Annotated in this window: 18 protein-coding genes and 1 tRNA gene; 9 read left to right on the top strand and 10 right to left on the bottom strand. The window is 39.8% G+C overall.

Annotated elements, in window-relative coordinates; all coding sequences use genetic code 11:
- Nucleotides 1-5 precede the first annotated feature (5 nt).
- Together VXM68_RS15605 and pdxH are read right to left on the bottom strand one after the other, a co-directional pair.
- Entirely contained in the window at nt 6-494 is a 489-nt protein-coding gene (locus VXM68_RS15605) for an NADH-quinone oxidoreductase subunit C (RefSeq protein ID WP_294186297.1), read from the bottom strand.
- A gap of 2 nt (nt 495-496) precedes the next feature.
- Nucleotides 497-1,150 carry a pyridoxamine 5'-phosphate oxidase gene (gene pdxH, locus VXM68_RS15600; RefSeq protein WP_293952813.1) on the bottom strand — a complete coding sequence of 218 codons (654 nt, stop codon included), beginning with the start codon at nt 1,148-1,150 and terminating at the stop codon, nt 497-499.
- Between the two features lie 153 nt (nt 1,151-1,303).
- Between pdxH and VXM68_RS15595 the strand changes: the two genes are divergently transcribed.
- The 3 genes from VXM68_RS15595 to VXM68_RS15585 all read left to right on the top strand — a co-directional run bounded on the left by VXM68_RS15595 (nt 1,304) and on the right by VXM68_RS15585 (nt 4,253).
- Nucleotides 1,304-1,867 carry a YqgE/AlgH family protein gene (locus tag VXM68_RS15595; protein ID WP_294186300.1) on the top strand — a complete coding sequence of 188 codons (564 nt, stop codon included), beginning with the start codon at nt 1,304-1,306 and terminating at the stop codon, nt 1,865-1,867.
- 171 nt (nt 1,868-2,038) lie between these two features.
- Nucleotides 2,039-3,928, top strand: coding sequence for a molecular chaperone HtpG (htpG, locus tag VXM68_RS15590; RefSeq protein WP_294186302.1), 1,890 nt, complete (start codon nt 2,039-2,041; stop codon nt 3,926-3,928).
- Nucleotides 3,929-4,179: 251 nt separating this feature from the next.
- A tRNA-His gene (locus VXM68_RS15585) sits at nt 4,180-4,253 on the top strand.
- A 123-nt stretch (nt 4,254-4,376) separates the two neighbouring features.
- Here the strand turns inward: VXM68_RS15585 and VXM68_RS15580 are convergent.
- Nucleotides 4,377-5,534 (bottom strand): glycoside hydrolase family 130 protein, encoded by a 1,158-nt coding sequence (locus tag VXM68_RS15580; RefSeq protein ID WP_367209280.1) that lies wholly within the window; start codon nt 5,532-5,534, stop codon nt 4,377-4,379.
- A 378-nt stretch (nt 5,535-5,912) separates the two neighbouring features.
- Here VXM68_RS15580 and VXM68_RS15575 point away from each other — a divergent pair, with 378 nt between their 5' ends.
- Nucleotides 5,913-6,941: a Gfo/Idh/MocA family oxidoreductase gene (locus tag VXM68_RS15575; protein ID WP_367209279.1), complete on the top strand. Its 1,029-nt coding sequence runs from the start codon at nt 5,913-5,915 to the stop codon at nt 6,939-6,941.
- Nucleotides 6,942-7,011: 70 nt separating this feature from the next.
- Here VXM68_RS15575 and VXM68_RS15570 read toward each other — a convergent pair whose 3' ends face one another.
- From VXM68_RS15570 to VXM68_RS15550, 5 genes are all read right to left on the bottom strand, one after another.
- A complete protein-coding gene (locus VXM68_RS15570) occupies nt 7,012-7,893 on the bottom strand; it encodes a cation diffusion facilitator family transporter (protein ID WP_293952803.1) in 882 nt (293 codons plus the stop codon).
- Nucleotides 7,894-7,986: 93 nt separating this feature from the next.
- Nucleotides 7,987-8,562, bottom strand: coding sequence for a TlpA family protein disulfide reductase (locus tag VXM68_RS15565; RefSeq protein WP_367209278.1), 576 nt, complete (start codon nt 8,560-8,562; stop codon nt 7,987-7,989).
- A 329-nt stretch (nt 8,563-8,891) separates the two neighbouring features.
- Nucleotides 8,892-9,113, bottom strand: a complete 222-nt coding sequence (locus VXM68_RS15560; RefSeq protein WP_367209276.1) for a heavy-metal-associated domain-containing protein — start codon at nt 9,111-9,113, stop codon at nt 8,892-8,894.
- Nucleotides 9,114-9,256: 143 nt separating this feature from the next.
- A complete protein-coding gene (locus tag VXM68_RS15555) occupies nt 9,257-11,674 on the bottom strand; it encodes a heavy metal translocating P-type ATPase (RefSeq protein ID WP_367209275.1) in 2,418 nt (805 codons plus the stop codon).
- Nucleotides 11,675-11,820: 146 nt separating this feature from the next.
- Entirely contained in the window at nt 11,821-12,081 is a 261-nt protein-coding gene (locus tag VXM68_RS15550; protein WP_293952796.1) for a hypothetical protein, read from the bottom strand.
- 455 nt (nt 12,082-12,536) lie between these two features.
- Between VXM68_RS15550 and VXM68_RS15545 the strand changes: the two genes are divergently transcribed.
- The 3 genes from VXM68_RS15545 (at nt 12,537) to VXM68_RS15535 (ending at nt 16,233) form a co-directional block, all read left to right on the top strand.
- Entirely contained in the window at nt 12,537-12,680 is a 144-nt protein-coding gene (locus tag VXM68_RS15545; RefSeq protein WP_293952795.1) for a hypothetical protein, read from the top strand.
- A gap of 88 nt (nt 12,681-12,768) precedes the next feature.
- Entirely contained in the window at nt 12,769-13,137 is a 369-nt protein-coding gene (locus tag VXM68_RS15540) for a hypothetical protein (protein WP_293952793.1), read from the top strand.
- Between the two features lie 12 nt (nt 13,138-13,149).
- Nucleotides 13,150-16,233: a lantibiotic dehydratase gene (locus tag VXM68_RS15535; protein WP_367209274.1), complete on the top strand. Its 3,084-nt coding sequence runs from the start codon at nt 13,150-13,152 to the stop codon at nt 16,231-16,233.
- 4 nt (nt 16,234-16,237) lie between these two features.
- Here VXM68_RS15535 and VXM68_RS15530 read toward each other — a convergent pair whose 3' ends face one another.
- Complete coding sequence (locus VXM68_RS15530) at nt 16,238-16,942, bottom strand: LytTR family DNA-binding domain-containing protein (protein ID WP_293952789.1); 705 nt, start codon at nt 16,940-16,942, stop codon at nt 16,238-16,240.
- Nucleotides 16,943-16,970: 28 nt separating this feature from the next.
- Complete coding sequence (locus tag VXM68_RS15525) at nt 16,971-18,080, bottom strand: sensor histidine kinase (RefSeq protein ID WP_367209273.1); 1,110 nt, start codon at nt 18,078-18,080, stop codon at nt 16,971-16,973.
- A 244-nt stretch (nt 18,081-18,324) separates the two neighbouring features.
- On the opposite strand from VXM68_RS15525, the gene VXM68_RS15520 reads away from it, so the two are divergent.
- Both VXM68_RS15520 and VXM68_RS15515 read left to right on the top strand, forming a co-directional pair.
- Nucleotides 18,325-18,807 carry an OsmC family protein gene (locus tag VXM68_RS15520; protein WP_367209272.1) on the top strand — a complete coding sequence of 161 codons (483 nt, stop codon included), beginning with the start codon at nt 18,325-18,327 and terminating at the stop codon, nt 18,805-18,807.
- An 84-nt stretch (nt 18,808-18,891) separates the two neighbouring features.
- Entirely contained in the window at nt 18,892-20,127 is a 1,236-nt protein-coding gene (locus VXM68_RS15515) for a TCR/Tet family MFS transporter (protein WP_367209271.1), read from the top strand.
- Nucleotides 20,128-20,130: the final 3 nt, after the last annotated feature.

Raw genomic sequence — 20,130 nt, 5'->3', positions numbered from 1 at the left:
TTCGATCATTTAATATGGATGCCATGATATGTTTCTGCCTCTTCATAATCCTTCCGTAAAGGATAACCTTCCCAATCGTCAGGTAACAGAATCCTTCTAAGGTCCGGATGTCCCTCAAAATAGATACCCATCAGGTCAAATGCTTCGCGCTCATGCCAGTCTGCCGTACGCCATACCGAAGTAAGCGAAGGAATCTCTGGTAATTCGTCCAGCGAACGATTACCTGACAGCTCAACTTTTAAGACCAAACCGTGTTGATAAGGCAATGAATTGAGATGGTAGACAACGGTAAAATGCGTTTGATAGTCCACCGCAGTAAGATTGCTCAAAAAATCAAAATACAGCCCCTCCGTATCCCGCAGGAATAAACAGACGGCTACGATATCCTCCTTATCAACAAATAATGCTGGCTGCAGCCCATTGCGATCTTCATTAACAATAATTTGGGTTCCAAATCGGGAAACAAGCGTCGATTTAATTTCGTCAAATGTCATATTTATGGGGCTATACGCGTAATCGTCCAGGAGTCGGACACTTTTTTGTAAACGATACGATCATGCAGCCGGCTTGCACGTCCCTGCCAGAACTCGAAATAAATCGGTTTCAGCAGATAGCCACCCCAATGTGATGGTCTAGGTACAGCGTCACTTCCATTATATTGGCGTTCGAGTTCTTCCACCTTGTTTTCCAAAAAACTGCGGTTTGGAATTTCGTGGCTCTGCGGGGAAGCCAGTGCACCGATACGGCTTCCTTTAGGTCGTGATTGAAAATATTCATCCGAATCGGCCCCACTTACAAAATCAATAACGCCTTCGATCCGGACCTGCCGTTGCAGTTCAGGCCAGAAAAACAATAATGCAGCATGCGGATTAGCTTTCATCTCCTCCCCTTTACGACTCTCATAATTTGTAAAAAAGACTAAACCTTCTGCGACAATATCCTTCAATAGAACAACTCGCGAGGACGGCAAATGATGGGAAGATACGGTTGAAAGCACCATAGCATTGGGTTCGTTCACCTCGCTGTGGATAGCCGCATCAAACCATTTTTTAAACTGGTGGACTGGATCTCGATCCACATCCGATTCAGATAGGCTACCTAATACGTAATCCTGTCTGATTGCTGCAATATCTTTATGTTGAATGGACATAGAAACCTATTTTTATGTCCTACAAACTTACTAAAATCATTGCTTTTTCTCTATAAAGTTAGTAGAAATTGACAAAATCCCAATTTTGGCACAAATCTCGCATAGTGCTAATTAAAAAACATTAGATCAACAACTCATTAAAATACGCGCTATATGTTTACCGAACTTGATCCTCAAAAAGGAAGTTTACTAATTTCCGAACCGTTTATGTTAGACCCTAGATTCCTCAGATCCGTGATATTGCTATGTGAATATCATACGGAAGGATCGCTCGGGTTTGTTCTAAATAATCAAACCCATGTTCGCATTGGCCAATTATTGGAATCTATACCGGATTGCAATTTCCCCATCTATGTGGGTGGCCCCGTCGCTCAGGAAAGCCTCTTTTTTGTACATAACCGTTTTGATTTATTGCTGAGTGGCGAAGAAGTTGCTCCTGGGATCTATTTTGGTGGCGATGAAGAGAAGCTTATCGAAGCCATCCAGACGGATAGCATAAAAGCTGACGAATTAAAATTCTTTATCGGCTATTCGGGATGGTCTGCAGGTCAGCTTGAGGCTGAAATTAAAGAAAATAGCTGGGCTGTACAGAACAAATACCACCATCAGCTTATTTTTGAAGGGAACGGTGAATTGCTATGGAAAGATGCCATTATTGGACTTGGCCCCAAATATGCACATGTTGCCAACTTTCCGCAGAGCCCTAGTTTGAATTAGGCTAAGAGGCTTTCGATTGCTGACAGCCTACTATAAGATCCTTTTAACGAAATACACGCACTTATGACAAAATAGGACGTTTTCTGCCATCATGTCTTATAGGAGGTATTTGGAACATAGATTGTATGTTGTAAACAAATCATAAATTTAAAAAATAGCGACATAAAAATTATGAATCCAGAAAAAGGTAGTATTTCAATTCACACGGAGAACATATTTCCCGTAATCAAAAAGTTCTTATATTCCGATAATGAAATTTTCTTGCGTGAACTGGTATCTAATGCCGTTGATGCTTCTCAAAAAATCAAACGCCTGGCTTCTTTAGGTCAATATCAAGGTGAAACAGGTGAATTGATTGTAGACGTAAAATTTGATGAAGCTGCCAAAACCATCACTATTTCCGACAATGGTATTGGTATGACAGCAGAGGAAATAAAAAAATACATCAACCAGATCGCTTTCTCCGGAGCGACAGAGTTTATGGAAAAATTCAAAGAAGCAAATGATGCAAATGAAATCATTGGCCGTTTTGGTTTAGGCTTCTATTCCGCATTTATGGTGGCCGATACGGTGGAAATCGAATCCTTATCCTATCAGGATGGAGCAGAACCAGCCCATTGGACTTGTGATGGTAGTACATCTTACGAAATTTCTACAGGCACAAGAACCACACGTGGTACTGATGTCATTCTACATATTAACGAAGAGTCCACTGAATTTTTAAGTCAGGCACGTTTACAGAGTATTTTAGATAAGTATGCTAAATTTCTTCCCGTTCCAATCCGTTTTGGTACAAAAACAAATTCTGAGCCGGATGGTGAAGACGAGGAAGGAAAACCAAAATACAAATCTGTAGAGGTAGACAATATTATCAATAATACTTCTCCAGCATGGACAAAGTCACCGTCTGAATTAAAAGATGAAGATTATTTGGCATTCTACCGCGAGTTATATCCTTACTCTATGGATGAGCCTTTGTTTTGGATTCACCTCAACGTAGATTATCCATTCAACCTGACCGGTATCCTTTACTTTCCTAAAGTTAAAAATGAACTTGAGATCCAGCGTAATAAAATCAAACTTTACTCGAGACAAGTGTTCATTACCGACGAAGTGAAAGATATTGTTCCAGAGTTCTTGATGTTACTTCACGGTGTAATCGATTCTCCAGACATTCCATTGAACGTTTCCCGTTCATTTTTGCAGGCGGACAGCAACGTTAAGAAAATCAATAGTTACATCACCAAAAAGGTGGCTGACAAATTGAACGAAATATTTAAGACTGACCGCAAAGGCTTTGAGGAGAAATGGACGGATATCGGCTTATTTATCAAATATGGTATGCTAAGCGATGAGAAATTTGCTGAAAAAGCAAATGACTTCTGTTTGGTAAAAAATACGAAAAACGAAAGTTTCACCATCAAAGAGTATTACGAAAAAGTCAAAGATATCCAAGTAGATAAAGATGGAAACATTATCTACTTATATACGCATGATGCTGCTCAACAAGATGGATTTATCCAAACTGCATTAAACAAAGGTTATGATGTATTGACACTCGATGGTCCACTAGATACGCACTTTGCGGCTTATTTGGAGGAAAAGGGTGGTGAAAAGGTGCAACTGAAACGCGTAGATGCTGACGTTATCGATAAATTGATTCAGAAAGATGAAAAGGTCGAACTGGCTCTTTCGGAAGAAGAATCTAAAAAAGCGCTGGAAGTTTTCGAAAAAGCAATTTCACGCCAAGATATGAAAGTTGAAGTTGATGCGTTAAATGAGGGTGATCTGCCTGTATCGGTAACGATTGATGAATTTATGCGCCGGATGAAAGATATGGCTAAGACAGGTGGCGGTATGAATTTCTATGGTTCATTGCCCGACAATTATAAGGTAACGGTTAACGGTAACCATCCACTGATCAAAAGAATTTTATCAGCATCGGACGAAGAAGGCTCTAAACTAGCAAAACAGGCTTTTGATTTAGCACTCTTATCCAGAGGTTTATTGTCTGGAGCGGATTTAACATCTTTTGTGAAGAGAAGTGTAGAAATGATATAAGGGGGCAATCCTTTTACTAAAAAAAGCGGTTTCGGTAATAGAAACCGCTTTTTTTTAGTAAAAATTAGAAGCAAATGGTAGCCTTGGGAGTAGCGAATTGCATATCAGCACTGCTATGGACGGGTTACGAGGTTTTTTATTAAAATTTAATAAACTAATCTTCACCTAGTTGGCTTTAAACGCTGTTTTTTTTCAGTCAAATATTTGGAGGGAATAGGGTTTAATCTTACTTTTGTATCATCAAAATCACGGTAGGTATAGCTCAGTTGGTTAGAGCACTAGATTGTGGTTCTAGGGGTCGTCGGTTCGAGCCCGATTACTTACCCAAAAAGGCAGATCAAATGATCTGCCTTTTTTAATTTTACAGGTTATTAGCAAAATAAATCTCCTTGACCAGCTACCCATTATCCGAACAAGGGAACAAGCTTCAAAGTCAACCTATTCGCTTTTACAATCCAGGTACAGGATCCATGAGCCCCGGATGGCGTGGATCATAAATAGCCACAGCAACTTTAGAGTCTGCACAGCCATAATACAAAAACCATTTTTGTTTAAAATACACCAACCCTTCAATAAAAACCGTCCCGTCGATATATTGCCCACTTTTTTCGAAAGATTCCATGGGGCGTAAAAACGGAACATCCATTCGAGCTAATACGCTTGTCGGATCGCGCGGATCAAATAGAACCTGACCTGCGGAATAGCTCTTTTTAGCAAAACGCATATCGCCTTTCTCAGCATGATTCTTACCATTGTATAACAATAAAATTCCTTTATCTGTCAAAACTGCCGGAGGACCGCATTCAGTCAATGCGCTATCGAAATAACCATGCCTTGGCGAGATGAAGGCTTTCATTGCACCTCTATTGTCCGTTACGGGTTCCCAGTCAATCAGATTATCGGATGTAGCACCATACACACCATACTCCCCCCAGTACAACCAATATTTTCCGTTGATTTTGGCAATCACCTGTTTATTGCCTTTCAATACGGTCACAATAGATGCCGATTTATGCGGTTCATTGATTAAGTTGGGCTTATTTTTCGATTTTTTAAAAATGGGGCCATGCTTCACCCAGTGTTTCAGGTCAGTGGACATTGCTACACCGAGTCGCGGTACCTTTCGGTTCCATTGGGTGTAAAACATGACAAAACGCCCATCCTCTGTTTGCGCTATCCGAGGATCTTCCGTCCCGCCAGGCCATTCGTTATCCTGTTGGTCGTCGGGAGCAGGGTAGAATACTGGTGTTTTGAGTCGTTCGAAATGAATGCCATCGGCACTGGCAGCTAGTCCCAGCCTGGAGGTACGGTGGCCAATCGCCTTTCCTGTCCGATCCTCGGCGCGATAAATGACATACACACTATCTCCCTTAACAACCGCTGCAGGATTAAAGGTATCGTTATCCTCCCATCGAATTTCTTTTCCCAACATTGGATCATAAAATACCGAACTCGTATCAGGTTCAATAATTGGATTTACTCCTCTGGGTCGCTCAAAGCCCCCAAATACCCAATGTTCTTTTCTAAACTGTGCATCACGATGTACGTTACAGCCGCTTAAAACGACCAACAAAACAACGCCTGCAAATTTTACGATATTAGTCATAATTTCATTGATTTCTTAATCTTTATATTGCTTTTAACAACAGCCTGTAGCGGAAATTATAATTGGACTCATTCTGTTTGCAATAGCCTGTTAATCTTCAAATAAATAGAAAGTTGGATATTGCGATACACAGTATAAAAGTATATATTTATAGCATGATCTCAAAACAGGAACGCCACTATTCATTACAGGTATCTTAAAACATCCGTTTTTCTTCGTCGCTATCCGGTTTATCTACTTAACGACAAAAGAATGGCATAATCGGCTATCTAAAATACGTTAGAAATAAAAAGGCGATGTGGGCGAGAGAATAAAAAGGCATTAGAGCTGTCTATAAATAAATGAATAACTGGCGAAATCTGCCGTATTTTAAACACAATGAAATATACTCAAATTAACACAGGAATACTTAGTTTTGGCATGTCTGGACGTGTCTTTCACGCACCATTTATCTATACAAATCCACATTTTAATCTTAGTGCTGTCGTGGAACGCTCGAAAAAGGCCGCCAACCAATTTTATCCCGGAATAATAAGTTACGATAATATTGCGGACTTACTAGCTGACGAAACTATAGAACTGGTCATTGTAAATACACCAAACTATACCCATTTCCAATATGCTAAAGAGGCGCTAGAAGCAGGAAAACATGTTTTGATAGAAAAGCCTGCCGTTGATGACACTACACAATTCGACATGCTTCTTTCCATCAGCAAAAAACACGGTAAACACGTATTCTTCTATCAAAATAGACGGTATGACGGTCACTTTTTAGACATAAAAAACGTGATTGACAGTGGAGAGTTAGGAAAGCTGATTGAAGTGCATTTCAGATTTGATCGCTATAAAATGGAATTGGGACAAAAATACTTCAAGGAAGATACGCAGTATATTTCCAATGGTATTACCTACGACCTCGGTCCTCACCTTATTGATCAGGCCATCTCCCTTTTTGGAAAGCCGGTTAAATTTACCAAGACGACCTCCATTAACAGGCCGGATTCTAAAGTGGCAGATTATTTTCACTATCAGCTCTCTTATCCTGAAGGATTGAATGTGTACTTAACGGGCAGTCTTTTGGTTGCTTCTCCACAACCAGCCTTTGTCATCCACGGTACAAAAGGGAGTTTTATCAAGAATATGACGGATGTGCAAGAACAGCAATTGCTGGATGGTATGTTACCCGACAATCCATCTTATGGCCTTGAGCCAGCAGGTCTCGAAGGGAAACTCGTCACCATAGATGCGGCGAATCAAAAACATGAATCTTTCGTAACGCCACATAAAGGAGATTATAATCAGCTGTTTGAAGCCATTTATGAAAGCTTAAGAAATAATGTCGATTACCCTATCAAAGCGGATCAGATTAAATGGCAGATCGAATTGCTTGAAGCTGAAAACACCTAAGTTTCAATAAAAATCAAATGGCGGCACGGTTCAGAAAAAATAGCATGTGCTGCCATTTTTAAGTTGACTGTCAAAGGCATTCGTTCGGTTCGATATGGATCATCACATGACCAAGATCAGGAATATGTGCAACCAAATGGTCTTTGAGTTTATGCGCCAGCTCATGCCCTGCTCGTACCGTAATTTCACTATCGACAATAGCGTGCAGATCGACGTGATATTTAGCCCCCGATTTCCGGACAAAACATTTTTCTGTCGCTTTTATCCCCTCCACTTTTAATGCCTCTTTCCGGATGTCATCAATGACTTCTTCATAGACATTTTCATCCATGATCTCGCCAAGCGCTGGTCTGAAAATATGATAACAGTTGTAAAGTATGAACCCTGCAGCAAATAATGCGGCATAGTCATCGGCATTTTCGTATCCTTTTCCGAGCAACAATGCAATCGATATCCCAATAAAAGCCGCAACTGATGTTATCGCGTCGCTTCGATGGTGCCAAGCGTCTGCACGCAATGAAGAACTATTTGTTTCTTTACTTTTCTTCATAACGATCCTGTAAGAAATTTCTTTCCATACAATGATCCCGCCGAGAACGATTAAGGTCCAAGGTTTTGGCAAGTCATGTGGCGTTCCTATATTCTCAATACTTTCATAAGCGATTATGGTTGCCGAAACGATAAGAAAACCGACCACAATAAATGTGATAAGGGGTTCTACCCGACCATGACCATACGGGTGATTGTCGTCGGCAGGTCGTTGCGCATATTTTAAACCCAGAAGGACGAGAAATGAGGAGAAAATGTCCGCTGTTGACTCAATTGCATCCGCAATCAGCGCATAGGAGTTTCCGAAGAAACCTGCTAGCCATTTTAACAAGGCCAGTGATGCATTACCAACAATACTAAAATAAGTCGTTCTGACTGCAGTTTGCTCTTGAAGTTCGGACATCGCTATAAATTAACTTGACAGCTCGAAATTACTGTTTTTCTTTTCAAATTCTACTCTCTTTCTCTAATAAATAGCGATTACAATAATCGATCGTTAACTGCCACTCGCGATATCCTGCAAGGCTTTTTTTATCTCAGGAGCTCCATAGTCACGGCTTCCTTCCAAACGCTCTACAATCTTTCCATCTTTATCCAGAATGACTGTCGTCGGTATCGACTGTCCTAAGAATTCTGCAGGAATATCACCCTCTGCTATATAAAGAGGTAGGTCATACTTATTTTCTGCCATGAATGCTGAAGACTTTTCCATGTCGCCATCAACATCTACTAGGAGAAAAACGATATCCTTATTATCTTTAAGGGATTGCTTAAGTTGGTCAATAGAAGGCAGTTCATGAATACACGGAGGACACCAAGTTGCCCAGAAATTGATAAACACCACCTTACCTTTTAAAGCACTTAATTGAAGCACCTTACCCTCTTTATCTTTAAAAGATAACTCCTGTGCCGTGGGTGCAGCAGCTTCAGCAGGTTCCTCCACCTTTTCGGTCTTGACCTCATTTTTGGTTCCCGTATTTCCACAGCTTAAAAATAAAATTGACGATAACGCCGCAAAGCCCCAAAAAATAGATCTGCTATTAAACTTAATACGCATTGTTTTTTGTTTCATTAGATTATTTCATTTACAAATAAATTGCACCTTGCTAAGTGTCAACCCGACCTTTCTGGTGGGAAATTTTTCAAAGCATGAGCTAATTTAATCTTAATTATCCGTGACCACAAGTGCCGGATACCGACATGCAACATAAACTACTGAAAACAAAGCTAGTAATCACCAATAAAATAAAATCTCAAAACTCATCAGCAACTTCCACAGGGTTGATCAGCAATCTATTGATTCTTTAACCACATAGAAATGATAACACAAAAATCACCCTAAAGTTGATATAACTTTAGGGTGAAGTTCAATAAGGATGTTTCAATAGCGTTATTGAGCAATTAAGCGGAGCAGGCCACTGCATCGAAGCCCTTTCTTTTAATAATTTCAACAACTTCTTCTTCCGAAATACCTTCACATTTGACAGTCAATATTTTGTCTGCATTCGCAGTGTCAACGTTCCACTCAATAATACCGTCCATACGATCCAGATCAGCACTTACTTTGGACACACAGCCTCCACAGTTAAGGTTGGTTTTAAATTGAAGTTCTTTTCTTTCCATGTTATTTAATTTTAATATGATCAATCTATTCAATTATTTACACAAATATCGCTATATCCCATTTGGTTGTACTTACGATTTTTCTGTTTTGTTTTACAATATTTACCGTTTAAAAACGAAGCTTACGGCTTAACCATAATTAGCTATTTTTTCCAGCGAAGTCGCAAGCTATTACTGACGACACTTACACTGCTCAATGCCATTGCAGCGCCAGCTATCATCGGGTTTAAAAGAAAACCATTGACTGGATACAGGATACCTGCAGCGAGCGGAATGCCAACCAAATTGTAAATAAACGCCCAAAACAAGTTTTGCTTGATCGTTGTGACCGTTTGTTTTGAGAGTCGGATTGCCTGTGGTATTTTCGTTAAATCAGAAGAAATAATGGTCATTTTGGCCACATCCATAGCGATATCGCTTCCTTTTCCCATGGCAATACTGACATCGGCTGTTGCTAAGGCTGTGCTGTCATTGATACCGTCACCCACCATAGCCACCACCTTCCCCTTTTGCTGCAATTCTTTAACAAAATCGGCTTTGTGCTCTGGCAATACCTCCGCTTTGTAGTGCTGAAGACCTGTTTCCGCAGCGATAGCCCTAGCAGTGGTCTCGTTGTCACCAGTAAGCATATATAGTTCAATTCCCATTGCTTGCATCTCCTTGATGGCACGTACAGAAGTTTCCTTGATCCGATCCGCAATAGCAATGACAGCTAATGCAGTCTGACTATTGGCAAACCAGATCACCGTTTTAGATTGATTTTCCCATTGCGTGGCACGTTCCATCAATTCCGTCGAAATTGTAATCCTATTTTCCGTTAACAATCTCCGGTTCCCCACATAGTAGGTTATGATCCCTTCACTGCCCTTGACACCTTTCCCCGTGATACTTTCGATAAAAGATATTGGTGTTGCTTTTACATCATTGTAATAGGCTACAACAGCTTCTGCCAAAGGATGCTCCGACTGTGTCTCCAAGCTCAATAAAATACCTTTTAACTCATCTGCATTATCCTTCCAATACACATCCGTAACCACTGGTTTTCCTGCTGTAATGGTTCCGGTCTTATCCAAAACAATTGCATTTACCTTTTTGGCCAACTCTAGGCTTTCCGCATCCTTAATTAAAATGCCCTGCTCAGCTCCTTTACCCACGCCAACCATGATTGCTGTAGGCGTTGCTAAACCCAATGCACACGGACAGGCGATAACTAAAACCGTTACTGCAGCCAATAATCCTTGCGCCAGATGATTTTCTCCACCCCATGTAAACCACACTAGAAAAGTTAAAATAGCAATACCAATGACAACAGGAACGAATACAGCAGCAATTCGATCGACCAGCTTTTGCACTGGTGCTTTACTCCCCTGCGCGTCCTGCACCATTTTAATGATATTTGCCAGCATGGTTTCTTTACCCACTTTTGTTGCTCTAAACTGAAAGCTACCTTTCTGATTCATCGTCCCTGCAAAAACCTGCTCATTTTCCATTTTTAAAACGGGAACCGGCTCCCCGCTTAGCATACTTTCATCGACATAGGAATTTCCACTGATAACAAGCCCATCGACAGCAATCTTCTCACCGGGTTTTACAAGGATGATGTCGCCCACATGAACGGCTTCTATCGGGACCTGACGCGCTGTTCCATCGGATTGAATGACTATCACTGTCTTAGGCTGCAGCCCCATTAGCTTTTTAATAGCGGATGAGGTGTTACCTTTGGCCTTCTCCTCCAGTAGTTTACCCAACAAAATGAAAGCTATGACAACTGAAGCGGCCTCAAAATATACATGCGCATGTAAGCCGCGTTGATGCCAAAAGTCAGCAAAAAGCATGTTGAATACACTGAAAATGTAGGCTATCCCTGTACTTAATGCAACGAGTGTGTCCATGTTGGCGGAACGATGTTTTGCCTGCTTCCACGCATTGACAAAAAAATCCTTGCCCAGCCAAAGAACCACTGGCGTGGAAAACAGCCACATGATAGGATTAGCGTAAGGCATATTCATAAAAAACATACCAATGATCACTACGGGAAGTGATAGCAACACTGCCCAACGTGTTTTGACCTTAAGCTTACGGAATTTCTCTGCGTGAATAGCCTCCAAAGTTTCCTGCTGTGTGGATTCCTCTTCAATTAACAGATCATAGCCACCAGCTTGGACCGCCTTTTGGATTTTTAAAGGATCTGTCACACCGGGAATATATTCAACAGTGAGATTTCCTGTTGCATAATTTACAGCTGCATTAACAACCCCCTGTTCATATTTCGCCATACTTTCAGCGCTACTGGCGCATGAGGCGCAAGTCATCCCAAGAACTGGAAATGTTTTGGTCAATGTAGAAACACCATAACCAAGATCTTTGATCGCCTTTACACTGCTAATGACTGCTTCACTATCCTTCGGTACGATAGCAGCTCTGTGATTATTCAATTCCACCTGATAGCTCGCCAGGCCTTTAACCTGGGCTAGTCCTTTTTCGACAATTGATGCACAATGTTCGCTTTCAACATCTTCCAAAGGTATATAAACTGTATCTTTATAAAGATCTGTCGCCATAACGGATTGTTTAATTTTATACAACAAATTTGGCCACAAATAAGATGCAAATCGTTACACAATTAAGGAATTGATTTGTAAGATTTAATCACTAATAAGATATGAAGGTTAAATTCAACGGAAAGAATTAATCTCTTTGAAACGCTTTACATTTCAACTTTTTCAACAAAACCGTAAATGATATAATCACCACGTTGTTCGAGTTTAATCGTTTCCACTCCATTCCCCATGGATGCATTGTTTTCTTTATCCATAAAATTTTGAATTCGGTCAAATGCGACACCGATTTTTGTTTCCCCGTCCCTATAAATCTGATATTTGGCGGAGCTTTGCCAGCTTACTTTTTTTCTAAATAACCGTAAACCTTCTCTTTTCAAAAAACAGTGCATTTCATTCGATAAATTCATATTCTCATTTGTTTCAATCGCTCACCCTACTCACCTCTTCATTTGGCAGACGCTTTTATCGTTTAAGGAATTACCTCAAAACTTATATCTAGCTTATCTATTGGAGCCACAAGATTTTGATGGCTAAAGAAATGGTTTTCCGAAGCTAAAATAGATAGGTCTAAGATAATGACCCAAATAGAATTCTACAATTAAGCTACCGCTATTTCATCGTACTCAAATGCTATTTCGTCGAATATGATAACAGCATACAGTTGCCCTTCTTTCACACAAATCATCTTCTGAAAGGTTGCATAAACAAAGTTTAGCATAAAATTAAACAGAAATAGCAACAGGCGCTATTTTTTCGTCGAATGGATTTTTTAGTTCGTCGGCTTCATTTTCCATTCCGTCGATATTTTTCGTCGTTCTTTTCCGTAGAAAGCACATTTGTGTACAATTTAAACGTATTATTTATGGAAAACATTGAAAATTTTTTAGCGGAAGATTTTGTATTGGATGTACAAACTGTCTGCGTGGTTGAACCGATCTCATTTTTCGATTTTGATGATATGGAACTAGTTACGATTAGGACAGTCACATCTTCAAAAGTAGTATAAAAGAGGATAAAGCTGTAAAGGCGTTCTGGTAGGCGTCTTTACAGCAATCGTCTTTGCGACCCCGATACATAAAAAACAAACCAAGTATATGACTTCACCCCAACTCAAATGTATTCTCATAGAGGATGAACCCTTGGCAACAAAAAAAATGGTTGAATACATCCATATGTTTCCAGATCTTCAATTGATAAGAATGGTCGAAGACATTGAAAATCCAGCATTGTTTAGGCAAGATTTAAAATCGGCAGACATCCTATTCTTAGATCTCATTGTTAGCGGCGGCAACATCAGTACGCTTGCCGATTTGATCGTCGATATTCCTATCCTAATTATTACCTCCGCTTTGTCACATCGGCAATATCCTGAATTTATCAAAAATAGGAAGCATTTTGCACTGCAAAAACCAATTTCGCCCGAAATGTTTCAGTCCTGTATAAAACAGGTCATGAGATACTAGTCCCGCCTACCTATGTCATTATTCCAGTTATCCGATTATTTTCTTCTGCGGACACCATTACTTCCCGCTGCAGTTGCCGTTGATCTTTTAAGGATAAAAGAGGCAGATGTTATGGAAGAGAAACTTCGTCATCTGTTTCAAGGTGAGCGATTAAAAGAAGCACTATTTCTAGCAAGCCCCTCCTTCTCCGTGGAAGTAGAAAAATGGATTGACTACAAGAAAGCGAGTAACCCAAAAATAATGGCTTCGCTACTCAAATATGCGATTCGGATGAGCACAAGGAGTACGCCTTTCGGTTTATTCGCAGGTGTATCTTTAGGGAACGTTATAGCCTCCGAAAAAAAGGTGTCATTAATCAGGGGTAATACCCATAAAACTGTATTGAAACTCGATGCCTCCATTGTGACAGGGATTATTGCACAGGTCTCAAAAGACAGAAGAGTTTATAGTCAACTCAATTATCGCATTAATCCAACCTTATACTTAGATGGCAAGTATTACAAATACTATCAAAAAGTAACAAATGGGAAGAAAGGGCAGAATATACTAAAGCGCATAAGACCTACTCCTGTTTTGGATCGTGTCGTCGAATATTTCCAAAGCGATGAGCGAACTGCCAACTATCAATCATTGACTGATTTGCTGCAGCTTCTTGGAGCTTCAAAAGCACATGCTACCCTATTCGTCAATAACCTCATCAGTCTCGGGATTATATCCTCCGAATTACAACCCAATGTGATTGGTCGAGGTTATCTTGACAGTTTGATCAAGACGCTTGAAAGAGTGGATAAGGAGGGATATTATTTGAATGCTTTATCAAGGATACAAACACTGCTGCGTAGTTCTCCATCTGCCGTTAACATACAGAATGACGTGGTTAAATTATTGCAGCCTATAATTCCAGACCTCGACAGGAACAATTTGTTGCAGGGAGACCTACTTATTGAAATGGAAGACAACAAATTACCCAATACTGCATTAAATCACCTAAGCGATCAATTTCAGGATTTACTACCACTTTGCACGCCGGCAAAGTTGACAGATTTTGACCGGTTTAAAGCTGCATTCTTTGATAAATATGAAGATAGAATGATCCCATTGACTACGGCCTTAGACCCCGATACCGGTATTGGTTATGGCCGTCAGGAGGGTGTATACAATATAAATGATGAAATACTTGGAGAAGTAAAAAATATAGCCATAACTGAAGAAAAAAAATATGACGACCACCATTATCAAGACCTGGTGATTGAAAAATTTGTAGAAAGTGTAAAAAGTCATTTCACCGAAATTCAGCTAACCAGAAGCGATCTAGATCATATTGCTAAAGGGTGCAAACAGACTCCCAATGCCATACCTTCCTCGTTCTATGCCATTGGCAATCTTCTGAGAAGCTCACGTGAGGAACATTTATGCTTCAATCTGGGTACTATTGGTGGTTCGTCATCCGGAAACTTAATTTCCAGATTTGCACATCTGGATGAGAAATTGGCTAACAAATTAAAGGAATCTGCCAACAGCGAACAACAGCAATTTCCAAATGCAATACTCGCTGAGATATGCCATTATCCAGATAGCAATGCTGCAAATATTATTTCTAGACCAGCACTCCGAAGAGCATCCATCTGTCTGACCGCAACTATTGACAAAGAACAAGAACAAATTGACGTAAGTGACTTATACTTGTTTGTCAAAGACAATCGCCTAGTCTTGTGGTCCAAAAGTTGCAATAAAATGGTTATCCCCCGTTTGACGACGGCCCACAATTTTGAGCAGGGTATGAATATCTATAAATTTCTTGCAGATTTCCAATTCCAAAATAACAGGCTGGATATCTCTTGGAATTGGGGAATTATGAAAGAACAGCCTAGGCTCCCGAGAATAAGCTACAAAAATATTATCTTATCCCGAGCGCAATGGCGCATTCAAAGACTTTCAAAATACCCAAGTCACCCCCACGATTTCGTGAAAAATATGCAGGCAGAGCTCAAAATCCCAACAATGGTTGTCATCAGCAGCGGCGATAATGAACTGCTGATAAATTTAGACAATCCTTTTTGCGCGGAAATACTATTGGATCACATCTGCAAAAGGGAAACAATTTTAATCGAATATATCCTGAACGATTATTCATCCGTTGTAAACGATAAAGATGGAAATGTTTTTGCCAATGAGATCATTATTCCAATTGAAGCCCAGCATAAGACCTTCACAGATGAATCGGCCCCCCAAGAAAATAACCTAAAAAGATGTTTTCCCTTGGGAACAGAATGGCTTTACGCTAAAATTTATTGCGGATTACATTTTGCAGACACCCTATTAAAGGATCTTTTCCCCACGTTCATCGCTGCTATCAATCGAAAAAATGCCATAAAAAAATGGTTTTTCATACGTTATAACGATCCAGCTCCCCACATAAGATTGAGGGTGGAGCTTTCAGACCCAAGCTATTGTTCTTTCGTTGTCTCCACTATAAATCATCTATTGGAACAATTTGTGGAAGAGGGCCAGATTTCATCAATATCCTTTGATACTTACAAACGCGAGATTGAACGATATACCCCATTATGTATGGAACCTAGCGAGGAGTTATTCTTCCGGCAGAGCGAAATCATATTAATGACAATGCAGCAAAGCAGTTCAATAAACGATCGCTGGCTTTTGGCTTTTCAACATATGGAATCATTATTTGATGCTGCAAAATTTACGCTATTCGAAAAAAGAGATTTTTGCATCCAGATGAATACGTTGTATCAGCAAGAATTTGACAATAATAAAAATCTATGGGTTCATCTAAACAATAAGTTCAAAGATAGGAAAGACTGGTTCGCTCAGCCATTAGACCACCTGGGAGAAACCAAAGAGAAACTAAGTGCAGTCCAATACAGCATATTCTCCACCTTACGGAAACATACAGATGAAGAAGAGTTCCGGTCAACCCGGGCCTCGTTATTGTCAAGCTATATTCACATGTTTATTAATCGATTGTTCATGTCGGATCAACGTTTGCATGAACTTGCGGTCTATCATTTTATGGTTTGCTATTATAAAATGCAGATCGGGAAACAGAAAGAGCGTATGGCCTCGATAAATTAAATTTTTATATCAGTCCCATCTTAGCAAAAAGCTGATTGCGGTATTGCAAACCTATACCGAGTTCTGTCCCATTTTTCAGAATTACTTTGCTTGCCTCAACACCCTTGATCTGCTTGACATTAACGATATAAGAACGATGCATGCGCGCAAACATATCCCATGGCAGTTCTGCTTCCATATCTTTCATGGTAGACAGTAAAGTTTGCATCCCTTCTACGGAATAGATCTGTATATAATCCCCCCAAGCTTTTAGGTAGAAAACATCCGTAGGATCTATAAAAATAGTCTTATTCCGATCCCTTATTTTAATCGCTTTTCTTTCTCCATTAGCGGCCCTTCTAGAAAACAGCATAGCCTTCTGAACTTTCTCTATTGCTTTGATTAACCTTTCTTCTGTCAGCTGTGGCTTTAAAATATAATCGATTACATCCAGTTCGAATCCATCGACGGCATATTCATAATGGCCAGTTATAAACACAACAAAAGGCGGATGAACAAGTCCTTTGAGAAAAGTAATGCCATCCATCTCCGGCATATCAATATCCGACAAAATAAGGTCTATCTCATGCTTTTTCAAGATATCAATGGCCTGCGACGGATTTTCAAATACACCCAATATTTCGATCAGCCCCAATTTGGAAACTAATTTCTCCAGGCGACCTCTTGCAATTGGCTCATCTTCAATAAGGATAGTTCTAATTCTATTCATAAGTACTTAGCAATCCACAGCTTTGGTGCTACGGCTTTTCTTCAGGAAGTAAAGTTACGACGAGATTAACAGTAAACACACCCTCATTTGACTTTATTTCCAAAATGTGATGATGGGGATAGTGAAGTTCCAGTCTTTTTCTTACATTTTCTATCCCTAAGCCACCGATATAATTTTCTGGTTTTGAAAGTTCCCTATACGCATTGGACACGTTCAAATGCACCTTATGGTCCTTCACTTTTATGGCTATGGATATCCATCCCGCCGATGAACTTAGGCGAGGTCCATGTTTGAATGCATTTTCAACAAACGGAAAGAAGATCAGGGGCACCATCATACAGTTCTCGTCATCAGCCGCCAGATTTAGATTGATCTGCACGGTCTCACTATAACGCAACTTTTCCAATTCAACATAGTCTTTAAGCAGTTGAAATTCGCGACTAATATCCACCTTGGGCTGATTGCTCTCGTGAAGCAGGTACACCATAATACTACTTAAACGCATCATACTTTCGCCACCTCTTTCATCACGGTCGGATACCAGTACATAGATGCTATAAAGTGTATTAAGTAAAAAATGAGGGTTGATCTGGTATTTTAGGAAAGCGAGCTCCAACTGAACGTTGTTTAATTCCAATGCGGCATTTTTCAGTTCGAGCTTCGTTTTGGAATTTTTGACAGACATAAATGCCTGTACTATTTTTACGGTCAATGGTAGGGCCACTAAAAAAATAAAATCCAATAAATAATCGCTAAGGGAAGAAAGCCGAAAGGCTCCAAAGATTCCATTACTTTGTACTATTTCGAGATAACTTGACAAACGAATATCTGGTGTCAAATATTTTAACGTTAATAGGGCGCCAAAATAACTTAGAAACGACCACCAGGCATAAATAAACAATAGCCATAACATACACAGCAAAAACTTTCCGGGAATAAACCAACGCGGAATAATAACATAAGCTGTCACATAAAATATGGTCAATAAAGAAAATACATCTTTTAGAAACAATATCCACGAATGATGAATATCTATCCGTTGATAGGAAATAAATTGCATTCCCAAAACCAAAAACCAAAAACACAAATGAAGAAGAATACGTTTCCCCGTATTGTAATTTTGGAAAAAACTGTTCATAGATAGCATATCTTTCAAAAATATCAGTCTAATATAAAAATATCATTTAGTTTGTACGAATGTAAATTGTCAGGAAATGCAGTAAAAACACATTTTCATAAAAAAAAGCTATTACTATCTTCCTTATATTTAACTTTACAGAACCGACAAAAGCAACAATTCGATAGGGCGCAAATAGGGAGCGAAAATAACTCTAAAGGTATACACGGTTCTCAATCTTACTATAAACTCTTACTTTTATTAAATGAGTTACAAACACGTTTTTAAAGTATCTTTAACTTGGCATCATGCAGAACAGCCCAATCTTCAGGGATTAAAAATTTATAATAAAAACCACTCCATTGCAATTGAGGGAAAAGCAGATCTTCACGTTTCAGCCGCAAAAGCATTCAAGGGCGACCCCTTATTATACAATCCAGAAGATCTGCTTCTCAGCAGCCTGGTTTCTTGCCATATGATGTCTTACCTATATGTATGTTCGCAAAACGGCATTCAGGTTTTATCTTATACGGATAACGCCCTTGCTACCTTGGCGACTGAAGGAGATGGCAGCGGCCGTTTTACATCGGTGACATTACACCCTGAAGTGATTATCGCAGATGATTCAAAAATAGAACTTGCTTTATCGCTACATAAAAATGCAAACAAACTTTGTTTTATTGCCAATTCATGCAATTTCAAGATACTGCACCATCCGACATGTAAAGCCATCAATACAGCATCTTAGCGCAATCATAAATAAAAGACTGATTACAATTTAGTAATCAAATAACATACAAGTTTTTAAGGATTTGATTATTTTTGGAACATAATGGAAAATTCCAAGAAAAAAGCAGCAATCGGATTTATATTTATCACATTACTCATCGATATTACAGGTTGGGGAATCATCATTCCTGTTGTTCCTAAACTTATTGAGGAGCTGATCCATAGTGACATCAGCGAAGCGGCTAAATATGGTGGCTGGCTTGGCTTTGCTTACGCTTTTACGCAGTTCATATTTTCTCCTGTCGTTGGCAATCTCAGTGATAAATATGGGAGAAGGCCTGTTATATTGATTTCCCTTTTTGGATTCGCGGTAGACTATATCTTTCTTGCCCTTGCTCCAACTATAGGATGGCTTTTCTTGGGAAGAGTTATTGCCGGATTGACTGGAGCCAGCGTTACAACAGCAAGTGCCTATATTGCAGATATATCAACCGATGAAGATCGGGCGAAGAACTTCGGCTTGATAGGTGCTGCATTTGGTTTGGGCTTCATCATTGGTCCTGTTATCGGAGGTTTACTCGGCCACTATGGCGCTAGAGTTCCATTTTATGCCGCCGCTGGGTTGTGCATGCTAAACTTCCTTTATGGCTATTTTATTCTGCCTGAGAGCTTAGAAAAAAATAGACGCAGAGCCTTTGACTGGAAACGTGCCAATCCTGTTGGATCTTTTAAATTTCTCGGAAAACACCCGGAAATATCTGGTTTAATCGTTGCCTTAATTTTAATATATATTGCAGGACATGCTGTTCAGAGCAATTGGAGCTTTTTCACCATGTATAAATTCAATTGGACCGAAAGAATGGTCGGTATTTCGTTGGGTGTCATTGGTTTGTTGATTGGTTTGGTACAAGGTGTTTTGATTCGATGGACAACACCCAAACTTGGCGAACAGAAAAGCATTTTTTATGGTCTGACCCTTTATGCCATTGGCTTATTGCTATTCTCATTTGCGAGCCAAGGATGGATGATGTTCGCATTCCTAATCCCCTACTGCCTAGGCGGTATTTGTGGCCCAGCCTTACAATCGGTGATAACCAAAAATGTTCCTTCAAACGAGCAAGGGGAACTTCAAGGCGCATTGACCAGCCTGATGAGTGCAACGTCAATCATTGGTCCTCCGATGATGACCAATCTTTTCTATTACTTTACTCATGACAACGCACCATTCAAATTCTCCGGCGCACCATTTTTCTTAGCATTTGTTCTGATGTCAATAAGTGTAATAATTGTATATAGCGCTTTTAAGAAGAAGCGGAAACAACAGATAAATCAGCTTTAAATA

This window comes from Sphingobacterium sp. R2 (genome assembly GCF_040760075.1).
Taxonomy (GTDB): Bacteria; Bacteroidota; Bacteroidia; order Sphingobacteriales; family Sphingobacteriaceae; genus Sphingobacterium.
Note: the sequence above shows the minus strand (reverse complement) of the source record. Positions and strands in the feature narration are given on the sequence as shown.